We start from the raw sequence: 15277 nt of genomic DNA, 5'->3' as shown, positions 1-15277 counted from the left end.
CCCCGAACGGCCACCTTGCCGCGCGGACCGCGTCATCGCTAACTCGTGGGACGGGCCGTGAAGACGTGTGCCCGCATGCCCCTCCTGCGAGAGCTGATCCTACAATGCCTGACAAAACAGCCTTGATCATCGGCGTCACGGGCCAGGACGGCTCCTACCTGACCGAGCTTCTGCTTTCCAAGGGATATCGGGTGCACGGCCTCAAGCGCCGCTCGTCATCCTTCAACACGGCCCGCATCGATCATCTCTATGCCGATCCACGGTCGCCGGGGGTGCGCTTCCACCTGCATTTCGGCGACCTGACCGATGCGACGAACCTCTGCCGGGTGATCCAGGAGGTCCAGCCGGACGAGATCTACAATCTCGGCGCCCAGAGCCATGTTCAGGTGAGTTTCGAGACGCCGGAATATACCGCGAATACCGACGCGCTCGGCACGCTGCGGCTGCTGGAGGCCATGCGGCTTTTGAAGGTCGGCGAACAATGCCGCTTCTACCAGGCATCGACCTCGGAACTCTTCGGCGGCATCAAGGAAACGCCGCAGCGGGAGGGCACGCCGTTCCATCCGCGCAGCCCCTATGCCGCCGCGAAACTCTACGCCTACTGGATGACGGTCAACTATCGCGAGGCCTATGGCTTCCACGCCTCGAACGGCATCCTCTTCAACCATGAAAGCCCGCGGCGCGGCGAAACCTTCGTCACGCGCAAGATCACCCGGGCGGTGGCGGCGATCGAATGGGGGCTGCAGGACAAGCTCTATCTCGGCAATCTCGATGCCAGGCGCGACTGGGGACATGCACGCGACTATGTGGAGGGCATGTGGCGGATCGTGCAGCAGGACGTGCCGGACGACTATGTACTCGCCACCGGGGAGGCCCATACGGTCCGGGAATTCGTCGAGTGCGCCTTCGACGTCGTGGGAAAATCCATCGAATGGGACGGCACGGGCGTCGACGAGATCGGCTATGAGCGCAAGAGCGGCAAGCCGCTCATCCAGATCGATCCCCGTTATTTCCGCCCCGCGGAGGTCGATATCCTGCTTGGCGATGCGAGCAAGGCGCGCGAGCGGCTCGGCTGGCGCCAGACGGTGACCTTCGGCGAGCTCGTCTCGGAGATGGTCGAATCGGACCTGCGGGTGATCACCAAGGAGGAGGGGCGAAATGATCTCCACGGCTGAAGACGACACGGTATCTTACGACCTGCGCGGCAAGCGGGTCTGGGTGGCCGGGCATTCGGGAATGGTCGGCTCGGCGCTGATGCGCCGGCTGAAACGGGAACGCTGCGACATCCAGACGGTGACACGCGAGGACCTCGACCTGACGCGCCAGTCCGATACGGAAGCCTGGATGCGCAAGGCGCGGCCGGAGGCGATCTTCATCGCGGCCGCCCGGGTCGGCGGTATCGGCGCCAATGCGCGCTATCCGGCGGAGTTTCTCGCCGAAAACGCCCTCATCCTCCTCAACATCATCAAGACGGCCTCCGACCTCGGCGTCGAAAAGCTGCTTTGCCTGGGCTCGAGCTGCATCTACCCCAAACATGCCGAGCAGCCCATCACCGAGGATGCCCTGCTCACGGGCAGCCTGGAGCCGACCAACGAGGCCTACGCGATCGCCAAGATCGCCGGCATAAAGCTCGCCAGCGCCTATGCCGAACAGCATGGCTGTCGCTTCATTTCGGTGATGCCGACGAACCTATACGGCCAGAACGACAATTTCGACCTCGACCATTCGCACGTCATCCCGGCGCTGATCCGCAAGATGCACGATGCGCGCGTCGGCCATCGCGACAGCGTCGTCGTCTGGGGCACCGGCACGCCGAAGCGGGAATTCCTGCATGTCGACGATCTTGCCGACGCCTGCGTCTTCCTGATGAAAAGCTATGAAAGCCCCAAGCTGATCAATATCGGCTCGGGCGAGGAGATCAGCATCGGCGACCTCGCCTTCCTGATCGCCGACGTCATCGATTTTCGCGGCCGCATCGTCTTCGATGCCTTCAAGCCGGACGGTGCGCCCCGCAAGCTCCTGGACACATCCCGCCTTCACCGGCTCGGCTGGTCGCACAAGATCGCGCTTCGCGCCGGCATCGAGGAACTCTATCATCGCTGGAGGACCTCGGGCCGCAACAGCCTGGTCAAGCAGCATCATCCGTAGGACCAATCGCCATTCCGCCCAGGCCGGCCTGCAAACGGCGATTTTCCGCGCTTCCGGTGCTCACGTACCGAAAGTACGCTGCGCTCCGGAACACGGAAACTCACCATTTTCGGCACGGCCTGAACTGAATGTCGATCGGTCCTAAGGCTCAGCCTGCGCCGCCGCCTTCCGCCGCCGCCATCAGCCGCGCCAGCGCCGGCAGCGAGCCGACGCCCATGCGCTTCATGATCGCGGCGCGATGCGCCTCGACGGTGCGCTGGCTGAGATCCAGATCGCGGGCGATCACCTTGCTGGACTGACCGGCCAGCACCCGTTCGAGAATTTCGCGCTGCCGCCCGGTCAGCGCCGCCAGGCGGTCCTTCGCCTGCCGCTGCCAGACGCCGCGCTTGCCGATGTCCCGATTGCGCTCCAGCGCCGCGGCCACGCAGGCCAGCAATTCGGACGGGCCGATCGGCTTCTCGACGAAATCGGAGGCGCCGGCCTTCATGGCCTGCACGGCCATGGCGACGTCGCCGGCACCGGTGATCAGGATGATCGGCAATGTCACCCCCTTGCCGCGCAGGGTCTCCAGCACCTTCAGGCCGCTCATGCCCGGCAGATTGACATCCATCAGCACGCAGCCGGGCTCCCTGTCGTCGAACGCGGCGAGAAAGGCCTCGCCGCTCGCAAAGGTCCTGACCGGCCGCCGATGGGCTTCGAACGTCTCGCGCATCGCCTCGCGCATCGTGCGGTCGTCGTCGATGACGAAGATTTCCGGGCCGTCGGGAGGACCGGGCGAGGGCCCGCCGGGCTGTCCTTCGTCGACATCCGCATTCGAGCGCAGCAGCAGCTGGATTGCCTTCAACAGATCGTCGAGGCTCACGGGTTTGGGCATGTGCAGGCAGTCTTCGGCCGAGAGACGGCGCAATGTCTCCGCCGAAATATCGCCGGTCAGCACGATCGCGGGGATGTCGCGGCCGAGGATCGCGCGAAGCTCTTTTGTGACCTCGATGCCGTTCTTCTCGTGCGGCAGGTTGTTGTCGGCGAGGATGAGCGTCGGCACGACCGTGCCGCTCGCGACGAGTTCGATCGCGGTCGCCCCGTTCTCCGCCACATGGACGAGGTGCTGTTCGTCGCGCAGCGCGATCTCGATGAGGCTGCGGACCTTCGGGTCGTCCTCCACGACGAGGACGGTGCCGCGCACCGGCGGCCCCGGCAGGCTTTCGCCGATGAGGGCGGGCTTGTCCTTGTGCGGGTCGTCGAGGCCGAGCGCCACATGGATCGAGAAGACCGACCCCTTGCCCGGCACCGAGCGGACCTGAACCTTGTGGCCGAGCAGCATGCTGAGGCGCCGGACGATCGACAGGCCGAGCCCGAGGCCGAGCTCGGCCTCGGGCGTTTCGTTGAGTGCCTGGTGGTATTCGTCGAAAATCGACTGAAGCTCGTGCGAGGCGATGCCCACGCCGCTATCCCAGACTTCTATGGCGAGCGCATCGCCATGCCGCCGGCATCCGAGCAGGATCTTGCCCTTCTTCGTGTATTTGACGGCATTGGCCAGAAGGTTGCGCACGATCTGTTCCAGGAGGCGCGGATCGGTCCTGATCGGCAGCGTGCAGGCAACGAAGTGGAGCGACAGGTCCTTTTCCATCGCGCTGTAGCTGAATTCCTCGTGCAACCGTTCGAGCACGTCGTTGACGCTGCATGTCACGATGCGCGGATAGACGGTGCCGGCCTCGATCTGGTTGATGTCGAGCAGCGCGTTGAGCATGGCCGACATCGAGCCCAGCGTATCGCGGAAACTGCGGACCAGCCGCTGCGCTTTTTCGCCCTCGACCGATTTCTCCAGCAGGCCCTGGAGAAGCACCAGCGATTGCAGGGGCTGGCGCAGGTCGTGGCTTGCCGTGGCGAGGAAGCGGGATTTTGCCGCATTGGCCCGCTCGGCGGTGTGTTTCGCCCGGTCGAGCGCGTCGTTGGCGTGGTGCTGGGTGGTAATGTCGGCGAAGGTGATGACGACCCCTTCGGTGCCGCCCTCCTGGGTCCGGTAGGGCATGATGCGGCGGAGATACCAGATGCCGCTGGTGGTTCTCACTTCGCGTTCCTTGCCGCTGCTGCCCTTCAGCAGGGCCGCGGCGTCGCTGAGCAGCGTCGAGTCCGGCACGCGGGAATTGAGGTCTCCGAGCGGCCGGCCGATATCGCCGACGAGCACGTTGAAGATCGCGCGTGTCGCCGGCGTGAAGTAGCGGATGCGCAAGTCCGGATCGAGGAAGATCGTCGCGACGTCGGTGCTGTAGAGCACGTTTTCGAGGTCGTTCGCCGTGGCGCGCTGCCGCTCGAGCGCTTCCTGGAGCTGGATATTGAGCGCGGTGAGCTCCTCGTTCAGCGACTGGAGCTCTTCCTTCGAGGTGAGCAGCTCCTCGTTTGCGGACTGATACTCCTCGTTGAGCGAGAGCGTCTCCGCATTGATCGCCTTCTGCTCTTCCGCCACATTTTCCAGATCGCGGATTGCGGCCTGGAGCTCCGTCCGGGTTGCGGCCAGTTCACGCTCCAGGGCGCGCGACCGGGCGTCGTCCGGCATATCCGCGGTGTCGGTGGCCGAAGGTTCGCGCGCCACGTCGAAGAAAGAGACGAGCAGCAGGTCCTCGCCATCGCTGGTGACGGGCTGCACCGCGATGTCGTAGCGCGACAGGGTGTCGTCCGCATCATGGTAGAGGCCGGCGGCGACGGTGCGCACCCTGTCCTGCAACGCGCGGTGCAGCGCCGAGCGGAGTTTGGTGTGCACGCTGCGCGGCGTCGCGGTGAACAGGTCCTGGGTCGGGTGGCCGGGCGCGATGCGCAGGTAGCGCTGCACCGGCCCCAATGAATAGAGATATTCGTATTTCCGGTTGATCAGCACCGTGGCGGGCGCATAGGCATCGAGCACCGTGCGGCGGCTGAGGTCGGCAAGCGCTGCCTGGCGGTTCGGGAACTGGGCCTGGCCCTGCTGCGCGCGCGCACGCGCCGTGTCGAAGGCGTTGATCGGGAAACCGTAGCGACCGCGCGGCCCCTGTCGCCGGAAGATTTTTGCGGCCTTGTCGACGACGTCGAAGCGGCTCGCCGCGTTGCCGATCGTCTCGGTGCTGCCGAGCAGCAGGATGCCGCTTTCGTTGAGTGCGAAATGGCAGAGCGCCATGACCTTCGCCTGCGCTTCCGGTCCGAGATAGATGAGAAGATTGCGGCAGGAGATGAGGTCGATATTCGAGAAGGGCGGGTCGGTCAGAATGTTCTGAACCGCGAAGATCACCGACGCACGCAGCTCCGGCCCCACGCGGTAGCCGTGTTCCTCCGCGATGAAGAACCGTTGCAGCCGCTCCGGCGAGACGTCGGCCTCGATCGTCTTCGGATAGATGCCCTCGCGGGCGAAGGCTATCGCCTCCTCGTCGGCATCGGAGCCGAAGATCTGTAACTTGACGTCGGATTTGGCGTCCGCGATGCATTCCTGCACGAGCATCGCCAGCGAGTAGGCTTCCTCCCCCGTGCTGCATCCGGCAGCCCAGAGCCGAAGCGTCACCTCGGGCGGGTGATGGCGGAGGAGTTGCGGCACGATCGTCGCGCGCAGGCGCTCGAAGATCTCGGGATCGCGAAAGAAGCTCGTGACATTGATGAGGATGTCGGTGGCGAGCTGCGACAGTTCGAACGGGTTTTGTTCGAGGATGTCGAGATAACGCGCCTTTTCGGAAGAGGCAATGCCGGCCATGGCCATGCGCCGCTCCACCCGCCGATAGAGCGTGCCCTGCTTGTAGAGGGAAAAATCCTTGCCGGTCGACTGGCGAAGCAGGGCAAGGATCGCCTCCATGCCCGCTTGTTTGGAGATGTGCTCCTTGTCCTGCGCGATGGCCGGGAAGAGCGCGCCGTGCAGCGCCTGGCCGATGGCCGAGAGCGGCATGACCTGGTCTGCCATGCCGGAATCGATCACGCTGTTCGGCATGCCCTCGTAGCTGGCCTCGTCCGGATCCTGCACATAGACCCGTCCGCCCGCCTCGCGGATGAACCGCACGCCGATGCTGCCGTCCGTGCCGGTGCCCGACAGCACCACGGCGGTCGCGCGCGGTCCGTATTCCGTCGCCAGCGAATGCAGCAGGAAATCGTAGGGCATGCGCATGCCGTTGCCGACCGGCGGCGTGCTCAGCCGGATCGTGCCGGCATTGACGGCGATGTAGCGGCCGGGGGGAATGACGAAGAGGTGGTCCGGCTCCAGCCGCTGGCCGTCCGCGGCCTCGATCACGGTCATCGGGGTGTGGCCGGACAGCAGGCCCACCAGCATGCTCTCATGGACCGGATCGAGATGCTGGACGAGGATGTAGGCGTTGCCGCCGCCCGACGGCATGGCGTCGAGAAGGCTTCGGCAGGCATCGAGCCCGCCGGCCGATGCACCGATCGCGACGACGCCTGCGACGGGGCTGGCGCCTGCGTCATCGAATCCCGACGGCGTGCGTGAGGAGGATCGGCTCGAACTCATGGATGCGATCTCGGGGATTCTGCAAACATTTTGAGCGTTTAGCGCACCTATGGAGGCCTGGCACAGTATAAGCGCACGCGGCGCGATTGCAAACCCTTGGTCTTACGTATTTTCCGAATCTGTTCTCGGCTGCTTTTTTGATATAAATTAAAACTAATTAAAGGGGCGCTTGCCGAAAACCATTGTTGTTTTGCCCGGCGTCTTCCGATGTTTTTGCACCGGAAGTTGTTTTGGTTGGTTGGCGCTTAATTGGCAGGGGACAGTTCTCTAAAGGTAAATCGTACAGTACGGAGAATTTTGCTGTGGCCGAAATCGCAGGAATAAATGGGTGGAATTACCGGAAGCCTTCGAATGGCATGGCCCGGTCGACAGCTTTCAGGTCAGCCAATCCGGTGAAGAGTACATTCGGAACGACGCGGGTCCTCGATATCATCGATGAACGCGCCCTCGACCGGGAATGCCTTTCGCAAAGCCTGGTATCGCACGGTCTCGAAATGACGATCGTGCTTTTCAACTCGATAGAAACTTGGATGGCGAAATATGCCGAGGCATCGAGCGGCGTGCTGATCAATGTCGGCAGCCACGACGTCACCGAGCCGCACATCGAGGAGGAGATCCGAACGCTTCTCACGCGCTTCCCGGATCTGCCGGTCATCATCCTTTCGGACAGCCACGACCTGCGGCAGGTGCTGACCGCGCTCGAACTCGGCGTCAGGGGCTTCATTCCCTCGGCCGTCGGCATCGCCGTCTGCGTCAAGGCGATCTCGCTGGCGCTTTCGGGTGGTATCTTCATCTCCACCGAAAGCCTGCCGGAACTGCGCCGGCTGATGTCCGTCGCCGACCAGCAGGAGCGCAAGCGCGCCGAGATATTCACCTACCGGGAAGAGGACGTCATCGCGATGCTCAAGCTCGGCAAGGCCAACAAGATCATTGCCTACGAACTCGACCTGCAGGAAAGCACGGTCAAGGTTCATATCCGCAACATCATGAAGAAGCTGAAGGTGCGCAACCGAACGGAAGTGATCTTCAAGCTGAACGAACTGTTCGACTGAGCCCTGGGACCAATCGACATTCAGTCCAGCCGGCCTGAACTGAATGTCGATTGGTCCTACGCCTTTCGGTCAGGTCGCTTTCCCCCAAGAGTGCGGATGCACCCGGCGCTGAAGCGCCGATAGTGCATCGAAGGACCGAACGGGAGAGTTCCATGGACGCGTTCATTCAGGACTTCGTGAATTCGGACAGGCTTCGCCGGCGTGCCCATTGGGTCATCCCCGGCGGTGCCCACACCTATGCCAAGGGGGATGACCAGTATCCGGTGCTTTCCCCCGGCTTCATCGTCAGAGGCCATGGCTGCCACGTCTTCGACGTCGATGGAAACGCCTATATCGAATACGGCATGGGCAACCGCGCGGTCGGCCTCGGCCATGCCTATCCCCCCGTCATCGACGCCGTCGCGCGCCAATTGGGACTCGGCTGCAATTTCACCCGGCCTGCGAGCATCGAGGTCGAGTGCGCCTCGGCCTTCCTTCAGATGATCCCCGGCGCGGACATGGTGAAATTCTGCAAGGACGGCTCGGATGCGACCTCGGCGGCGGTTCGCCTCGCGCGGGCGGCGACGGGCCGGGATTATATCGCGCGCTGCCAGGACCATCCGTTCTTTTCCACCGACGACTGGTTCATCGGCACGACGGAGATGAATGCCGGCATTCCCGAGGCGGTGCGCGACCTGACGCTCGGCTTTCGCTACAACGATCTCGACGACGCACGCGACCTGTTCGCCCGCCATCCGGGCAGGATCGCCGCCTTCATCCTGGAAGCCTCGCGCGGTGACGATCCGGCGGAGGGTTACCTCCATGCCCTCCAGGAACTCTGCCACCAGAACGGCGCGCTGTTCATTCTCGACGAGATGATCACCGGCTTTCGCTGGGCGAGGGGCGGCGCGCAGGAATATTACGGCCTGCGGCCGGACCTCTCCTGCTTCGGCAAGGCGCTCGGCAACGGTTTCGCCATATCGGCGCTTGCCGGGCGGCGGGAGTTCATGGAACTCGGCGGCATCGAGCAGGTGGCAAGACCGCGCGTCTTCCTGCTGTCGACCACCCACGGTGCCGAAACCCACGCCATGGCGGCGGCGATCGCGACGATGCATGTCTATGCGGAAGAGCCGGTCATCGCGCGCCTGCGCCGCCAGGGGCTGCGGCTGAAGGCCGGCATCGAGCAGGCGATCATGCATCACGGCCTCCAGCGCTTCGTCTCCGTCGCGGGGCACCCCGCCTGCCTGTCCTATGCCACGCGCGGGCCGGAGGGTACGCCCTCGCAGGCCTTCCGGACGCTGTTGCTGCAGGAGACCATCCGCCGCGGGGTGCTCGCGCCGTCGCTGGTGGTGAGCTACACCCATGGCGACGAGGAGATAGACCAGACCATCGCGGCCTTCGACGCTGCGCTCGGCGTCTACCGCCTGGCCCTCGAACACGGCATCGAGAACTATCTCGTCGGGCGTCCGTCCGACGTCGTCTTCCGTCGTTACAACAGTGTGTCCGGTGCCGGGGAGCCGGTTGCGGCGGCCAGGATCGCCTGACCCTGTCCAAAAGAAGTAGGCTTTGCAACCCAGTGCCTCCTTCCGGTGCGCAGCGCCGTCTTTGTCATCAATCGTGCTCCGCTGCGCACCGTCTTAGCATCCCTTTACAAACACGATGGGGAGATCCGGATATGAAGGTGCTTGTGACGGGACACCAGGGCTATATCGGCGCCGTCATGGTGCCCATCCTCTTGCAGGCGGGGCATGACGTGCACGGCTATGACAGCCGGCTCTACCGGCGCTGCTCCTATGCGCCCGGCGGGCCGATGACCGAGGTTCCCTCGGTCCTGAAGGACGTGCGCGACATCACGGCCAAGGACCTCGAAGGTTTCGACGCGGTCATCCATCTGGCGGCGCTTTCGAACGATCCGCTGAGCAATCTCGATCCGGACGTCACCTACGATATCAACCACAAAGGCAGCGTGCGGGTAGCACGCGCGGCAAGGAAGGCGGGGGTCGCCCGCTTTCTCTTCGCCTCCTCGTGCAGCAATTACGGCCTTGCCGGTGACGGTCTCGTCAACGAGGATGCGCCGCTCAACCCGGTCTCGGCCTATGGTATTTCCAAGGTGCGGGCGGAGATGGATATCGGCGCGCTTGCGGATCGCGACTTCTGCCCCGTCTTCCTGCGGCCGGCGACGGCCTACGGCCTGTCGCCCATGCTGCGCTTCGATATCGTGCTGAACAATCTCGTCGCCTGGGCGGTCACCCAAAACCTCATCCTGCTGAAGTCGGACGGCACGCCCTGGCGGCCGATCGTGCATGTCGAGGATATTTCCGCGGCGTTCCTGGCGGCGCTGGGGGCGCCAAGGGAGGTCGTCTTCAACCAGGCCTTCAATGTCGGCCAGACAGCGCATAACTACCGCATCCGCGACATCGCCGACGTGGTGGCCCAGACCGTGCCGGGCTGCCTGCTGGACTATGCCAGCGAGGCGGGACCGGACCCGCGCTCCTATCGTGTCGATTTCGGCAAGATCGAACGGGCTCTGCCGGCCTTCCGCCCGAAATGGGACGTGGTTGCGGGCGCGCGCCAGCTCCATGCCGCCTATCGCAGCGGCGGGCTTACCATGCGTGAATTCGAAGGGCCGCGCTACCAGCGCATCAGCCATGTCCGCGAACTGCTGCGCAGCAACACGATCGACGAGAGCCTGCGCTGGCAGCCGACGGTCGAGAGCGTCGCGGATTTGCGGGAAGTGCGTGCCTGAGGATCGGCGATGGACGGGATTGCGCGAACCGACGAAGGTGCGGCCGATATCGGCGGCGAACTCCATGCCCTGGTCTCCCGGCTTTTTCCGATCTGCCGCAGCATCACCGGCGACGGGGTTCGCGAGACGCTCGCGATCCTGTCGGAGCACATCGACATCGAGGTGCGGGAAGTGCCTTCCGGCACGCCCGCCTTCGACTGGACGGCGCCGCAGGAATGGACCGTTCGAAACGCTCATATCCGCACGGCAAGCGGCAGGGTCGTGGTGGACTTTGCCCAATCCAACCTGCACCTCGTCAGCTACAGCGAGCCGATTGCCCGCCGCATGCCGCTGTCGGAACTGCGGGCGCATCTCCACACGCTGCCGGACCAGCCCGACCTGATCCCCTACAGAACCAGCTATTACAGCCGGGACTGGGGTTTCTGCATGCGCCATCGCGACTATCTGGCGCTGGAGGAGGGGGACTACGACGTCCTCATCGACACCACGCTCGCCGACGGTTCGCTCACCTATGGCGAGATCTTCCTGCCGGGCACGACGGAGCGCGAGGTGCTGCTCACCGCCCATATCTGCCATCCCTCGCTTGCCAATGACAATTGTTCCGGCCTCGCCGTGCTGACCCTCCTCGCAAGGAGGCTCGCCGGGCGGCAAAACCGCTACAGCTATCGTTTCCTCTTCGCGCCCGGCACGATCGGGGCGCTCTGCTGGCTTGCCGCCAACGAGGACGGGCTTGCCCGCATCGACCACGGCCTCGTCGTCTCCTGCATCGGCGACGGCGGCGGGCCGGTCTACAAGCGCAGCCGCCGCGGCGATGCGACGATCGACCGGGTCATGGAAAGCGTGCGTTGTGCCGGACGAAAGGTGACGATGCTCGATTTCAGCCCGTACGGTTATGACGAGCGGCAATTCTGCTCGCCGGGCTTCGATCTGCCGGTCGGTCTGCTCCAGCGCAGCGCTTTCGGCACCTTCCCCGAATATCATACCTCCGCCGACAATCTGGATTTCGTACGGTCGGAGCACCTCGCATCCTCCTTCCGGATGATCACGGATATCATCGACATACTCGAAACGGACTGGGTGCCGCTCAACCTCTCGCCGAAGGGCGAGCCGCAACTCGGGCGGCGGGGGCTTTATTCGGCGACGGGCGGCCACAAGACGACCTCCGACATCACCATGGCCTATCTCTGGGTGTTGAATCTCGCGGATGGCAGCTATTCGCTACTCGACATCGCCCGCCGCTCCGGCCTGCCGTTCGCGGATATCGCCCATGCGGCCGGGCGGCTGCGGCAATGCGGTCTACTCGGTGAGGTGGAGAATTCTGTTAACCGTCAGACATGATTTAGGAGCGGCCAGGCCCTGTCCTTGTCCGAGATCACGGCCGGTTTCGCCGGCCAGCCGATCGCGAAAGCGGGATCGTCGTAGCGGGCGCCGGAGGCCGCCTCGGGCGCGTAGCGTGTCGAGATGAGGTAGCCGACCGCCGCGTCCTCCGTCAGCGACAGGAAGCCGTGGGCAAAGCCTTGTGGAATGTAGAGCTGGCGCATGTTGTCCGCACTCAGTTCCGCCGCCGTCCAGCGGCCGTAGGTGGGCGATTGCGGGCGCAGGTCGACCGCCACGTCCCAGATCGCGCCCGTAAGGCACGATACCAGCTTCACCTCCTGGTGCGGCTCCTTCTGGAAATGCAGGCCGCGAAGCGTGTGTTTTTGCGTCGAGCGGGAAAGGCTGTGCTGGACGAAACGGGTTTCGAGCGCGTGGTGCTCCATCTCGTCGGTGCAGAAGGTTCGGGCGAAGGAACCCCGCTCGTCGCCGACGGGGCGGGCTTCGATCAGCCAGACGCCGTCAAGATCGGTCCTGGTGAAGAGCATGAAATTCTCCCTTTTCGGCGCCATCCTGCCCGATGCGGACGGCCTGCCAAGTGGGGTTTCCGGGGTAGGCCGGTGCGTGCGGTTTAGGTTTGGTTAAGGTTCGCTTACACGCGTTTCAGAGTGCTACGCCTTTCGGTCAGGGTAGAATGTTCCTATGGTAGTATCGTCGGCTTTTTATGCCGCGCTTACTCTGCCACCACGTCGAGAAACGGTCCCGAGGGCTCGAGGACCGAAAATCCCTGTTGGAGGCGTTGCCATGAACTTGCAGGCCGGCCATTCGCTCTCGAATTCGCATAATTTGTCGCTGCGGCCCGCTTGCCGGCTGTGCGGCGCGACCCTGAAACACACCGTCGTCGACCTCGGCATGTCGCCGCCATGCGAAAGCTTCCGGCAGGAAAGCGAACTCGGCCTGATGGAGGCCTATTATCCGCTGCATGCGCGGGTCTGCGAGGCCTGCCTGCTCGTCCAGCTGGAGGAGTTCGTCAGCCGGGAAAGCATCTTTGAGGAGTATGCCTACTTCTCGTCCTACTCCACCAGCTGGGTGGCGCATGCGGAGCGCTATTGCGAAGAGGTGATCGACCGCTTCGCCCTCGACGCACACAGCTTCGTCGTGGAGCTTGCAAGCAACGACGGTTACCTCCTCCAGCATTTCGTGGCGCGCGACATTCCCGTGCTCGGCGTCGAGCCGGCGAGAAACGTCGCCGATGCCGCGATCGCCAGGGGCATACCGACGCGGGTCGCCTTCTTCGGCAAGCGCCTTGCCGGCGAGATGGTCGCGGCCGGTCAGAAGGCGGACCTGATCGTCGCCAACAACGTGCTGGCGCAGGTGCCCGACATCAACGACTTCCTGGCGGGCATGCAGCGCATCCTGAAGCCGCAGGGCGTCGTGACGATCGAATTCCCGCATGTCGCCACGCTGATTGCGGAAAACCAGTTCGACCAGATCTACCACGAGCATTTCTCGTATTTTTCGCTGTTCACGGTGCAGGTCGCCGCAAGGGTGCACGGCCTGGAGATCTTCGACGTCGAGGAACTGCCGACCCATGGCGGCTCGCTGCGGGTCTATCTCGGCCATGCCGGGCGCTGCGGGGTAATCAGCCCGAACGTCGCCGCCGTGCTGGGGCAGGAGCGCCGCGCCGGCCTGCATGGCGTGGAGGCCTATACGTCCTTTTCCGTGCGGGCGCGGCAGGCCAAGCGCAACCTGCTCTACTACCTCATCAGCGTGAAGGAGCGCGGCGGCCGCATCTGCGGCTACGGTGCACCGGGCAAGGGCAATACGCTCTTGAACTATTGCGGCATCGGCCCGGATTTCCTCGATTTCACGGTCGATCGTAATCCCTACAAACACGGCCGCTACACGCCGGGCATGCACATACCCATCCTGCCCGTCGAGGCGATCGATACGCACCGGCCGGACTACATCCTCATCCTGCCCTGGAACCTGAAGGGCGAAATCATCGGCCAGATGCGCCATGTCGGCGAATGGGGGGCGAAGTTCATCGTCCCGATCCCCGAAGCCAGTGTCATCGATCCGCTGGAGGTCCTGTCATGAAGGTGGTGCTTTTCTGCGGCGGCCGTGGCACGCGCATCCGGGACTATTCGGAAAGCATACCCAAGCCGATGATCCCGCTCGGCGCGCAGCCGATCCTGCGCCACGTCATGCAATATTACGCCTCCTACGGCCACGACGATTTCACCCTGTGCCTCGGCTACAAGTCGAACGTCATCAAGGACTTCTTCCTGAACTGCCGGCCGCAGACCTTTTCGGACTGCATCGTGTCCGGCGAGGGCAGGGTGGAGCTTCTGGGCGACGCGCAGCAGCAATGGCGCATCGCGCTGATCGACACCGGCATCTGGCGCAATATCGGCGAACGCCTCTGGGCGGTGCGCGAGCAGGTGAAGGGCGAGCGCATGTTCCTCGCAAACTACAGCGACGGCCTCACCGACGTCGATCTCGACGACATGGTGGCCCGCTTCGAGGAAAGCGGCAAGATCGCCTGCTTCCTGGCCGTGCGCCCGCCGCTGACCTACCACATCGCCGATATCGACGAGACCGGACGGGTGCGCGAGTTCCGCTCGTCGGAGACGTCCGAAATCTGGATCAACGGCGGCTACTTCCTGATGCGCCGCGAGATCTTCGACTACATGCGGGAAGGCGAGGAACTGGTGCTCGAACCTTTCCTGCGGCTGATCGAGGACGACATGCTGATGGCTTACAAACACGAGGGCTTCTGGCGCTCGATGGATACGCTGCGCGACTGGCAGATGCTCGAGGAAATGGTCGAACGCGGCGAGATGCCGTGGGTCCGGCAGGTTCCGGGCGAGCGCGTCTCGAACCTTCGCGTGGCGGGCCGGTCATGAAAGCGCTGCCCATGGCGTCTGCCGGCCACCGGTTGCGCATCCTCTGCCTGGGCGCCCATGCCGACGATATCGAGATCGGCGCCGGCGGCACGATCCTCGGGCTGATCGCCGCGGACGTGAAGCTGGAGGTCCATTGGTGCGTCATGAGTGCGACCGCGGAGCGCGCGGCCGAGACGCGACGGTCGGCGGCCGCCTTCCTCGAAGGGGCTGCCTCGGCCACGGTCGAGGTCTGCAACTTCGAGGACAGCTACTTCCCGAGCCAGAGCCGGGAGATCAAGGCTTTCCTGCTGGATTTACGCGAAAAGGTAGAGCCGGACGTCATTTTTACCCATAGTCGGCGTGACGCTCACCAAGATCACCGAGAGCTAAATAAGTTAACAATGAATATATTCAGGGACCACTTCGTCTTAGAATATGAGATCCCGAAATGGGACGGGGACATCACGGAACGCAATGCCTACGTACCCCTGTTGCCCGGCGTGATCGATCGCAAGATCGACCTGCTCATGGAGCACTTCGTCACGCAGAGGTCCAAGGACTGGTTTCATGCGGATGTCTTTCGGGGCTTGGCCCGAATGCGTGGAATGGAATGCCGTTCGCCCTCGCTCTTCGCGGAGGCCTTCACGGTGCGCAAGATGGCCCTTGCGTAACAAAG

Annotated in this window: 11 protein-coding genes; 9 read left to right on the top strand and 2 right to left on the bottom strand. The window is 63.9% G+C overall.

The window, feature by feature from the left end:
* Positions 1-104 precede the first annotated feature (104 nt).
* Both gmd and VGN93_RS28635 read left to right on the top strand, forming a co-directional pair.
* The gene (gene gmd, locus VGN93_RS28640) at positions 105-1175 is read left to right on the top strand and encodes a GDP-mannose 4,6-dehydratase (RefSeq protein WP_327510314.1); all 1071 of its coding nucleotides are present in this window, start codon (positions 105-107) and stop codon (positions 1173-1175) included.
* Positions 1159-2148: a GDP-L-fucose synthase gene (locus VGN93_RS28635; protein WP_327510313.1), complete on the top strand. Its 990-nt coding sequence runs from the start codon at positions 1159-1161 to the stop codon at positions 2146-2148. The genes gmd and VGN93_RS28635 overlap by 17 nt, the downstream gene beginning before the upstream one ends.
* Before the next feature lie 148 nt (positions 2149-2296).
* Here VGN93_RS28635 and VGN93_RS28630 read toward each other — a convergent pair whose 3' ends face one another.
* Entirely contained in the window at positions 2297-6622 is a 4326-nt protein-coding gene (locus tag VGN93_RS28630) for a chemotaxis protein CheB (protein ID WP_327510312.1), read from the bottom strand.
* A 392-nt stretch (positions 6623-7014) separates the two neighbouring features.
* On the opposite strand from VGN93_RS28630, the gene VGN93_RS28625 reads away from it, so the two are divergent.
* The 4 genes from VGN93_RS28625 (at position 7015) to VGN93_RS28610 (ending at position 11737) form a co-directional block, all read left to right on the top strand.
* The gene (locus VGN93_RS28625) at positions 7015-7674 is read left to right on the top strand and encodes a response regulator transcription factor (RefSeq protein WP_327510311.1); all 660 of its coding nucleotides are present in this window, start codon (positions 7015-7017) and stop codon (positions 7672-7674) included.
* A 152-nt stretch (positions 7675-7826) separates the two neighbouring features.
* Positions 7827-9197, top strand: a complete 1371-nt coding sequence (locus VGN93_RS28620) for a glutamate-1-semialdehyde 2,1-aminomutase (RefSeq protein ID WP_327510310.1) — start codon at positions 7827-7829, stop codon at positions 9195-9197.
* 131 nt (positions 9198-9328) lie between these two features.
* Positions 9329-10399: an SDR family oxidoreductase gene (locus VGN93_RS28615; protein WP_327510308.1), complete on the top strand. Its 1071-nt coding sequence runs from the start codon at positions 9329-9331 to the stop codon at positions 10397-10399.
* Positions 10400-10408: 9 nt separating this feature from the next.
* Positions 10409-11737, top strand: a complete 1329-nt coding sequence (locus tag VGN93_RS28610) for a DUF4910 domain-containing protein (RefSeq protein ID WP_327510307.1) — start codon at positions 10409-10411, stop codon at positions 11735-11737.
* On the opposite strand, the gene rfbC is transcribed toward VGN93_RS28610, so the two are convergent.
* Positions 11728-12261 (bottom strand): dTDP-4-dehydrorhamnose 3,5-epimerase, encoded by a 534-nt coding sequence (gene rfbC, locus VGN93_RS28605; RefSeq protein ID WP_327510306.1) that lies wholly within the window; start codon positions 12259-12261, stop codon positions 11728-11730. The two genes, VGN93_RS28610 and rfbC, sit on opposite strands and share 10 nt — an antisense overlap.
* Before the next feature lie 256 nt (positions 12262-12517).
* On the opposite strand from rfbC, the gene VGN93_RS28600 reads away from it, so the two are divergent.
* From VGN93_RS28600 to VGN93_RS28590, 3 genes are read left to right on the top strand one after another with little or no spacing between them, the layout of a single operon-like run.
* Entirely contained in the window at positions 12518-13813 is a 1296-nt protein-coding gene (locus VGN93_RS28600; RefSeq protein ID WP_327510305.1) for a class I SAM-dependent methyltransferase, read from the top strand.
* The gene (locus VGN93_RS28595) at positions 13810-14622 is read left to right on the top strand and encodes a sugar phosphate nucleotidyltransferase (protein WP_319311819.1); all 813 of its coding nucleotides are present in this window, start codon (positions 13810-13812) and stop codon (positions 14620-14622) included. Before VGN93_RS28600 ends, VGN93_RS28595 begins: the two co-directional genes overlap by 4 nt.
* Positions 14619-15272 carry a PIG-L deacetylase family protein gene (locus VGN93_RS28590; protein WP_327510304.1) on the top strand — a complete coding sequence of 218 codons (654 nt, stop codon included), beginning with the start codon at positions 14619-14621 and terminating at the stop codon, positions 15270-15272. Before VGN93_RS28595 ends, VGN93_RS28590 begins: the two co-directional genes overlap by 4 nt.
* The last annotated feature ends 5 nt before the right edge of the window (positions 15273-15277 follow it).

It is taken from the genome of Shinella sp. (assembly GCF_035998705.1).
Lineage (GTDB): Bacteria > Pseudomonadota > Alphaproteobacteria > Rhizobiales > Rhizobiaceae > Shinella.
Note: the sequence above shows the minus strand (reverse complement) of the source record. Positions and strands in the feature narration are given on the sequence as shown.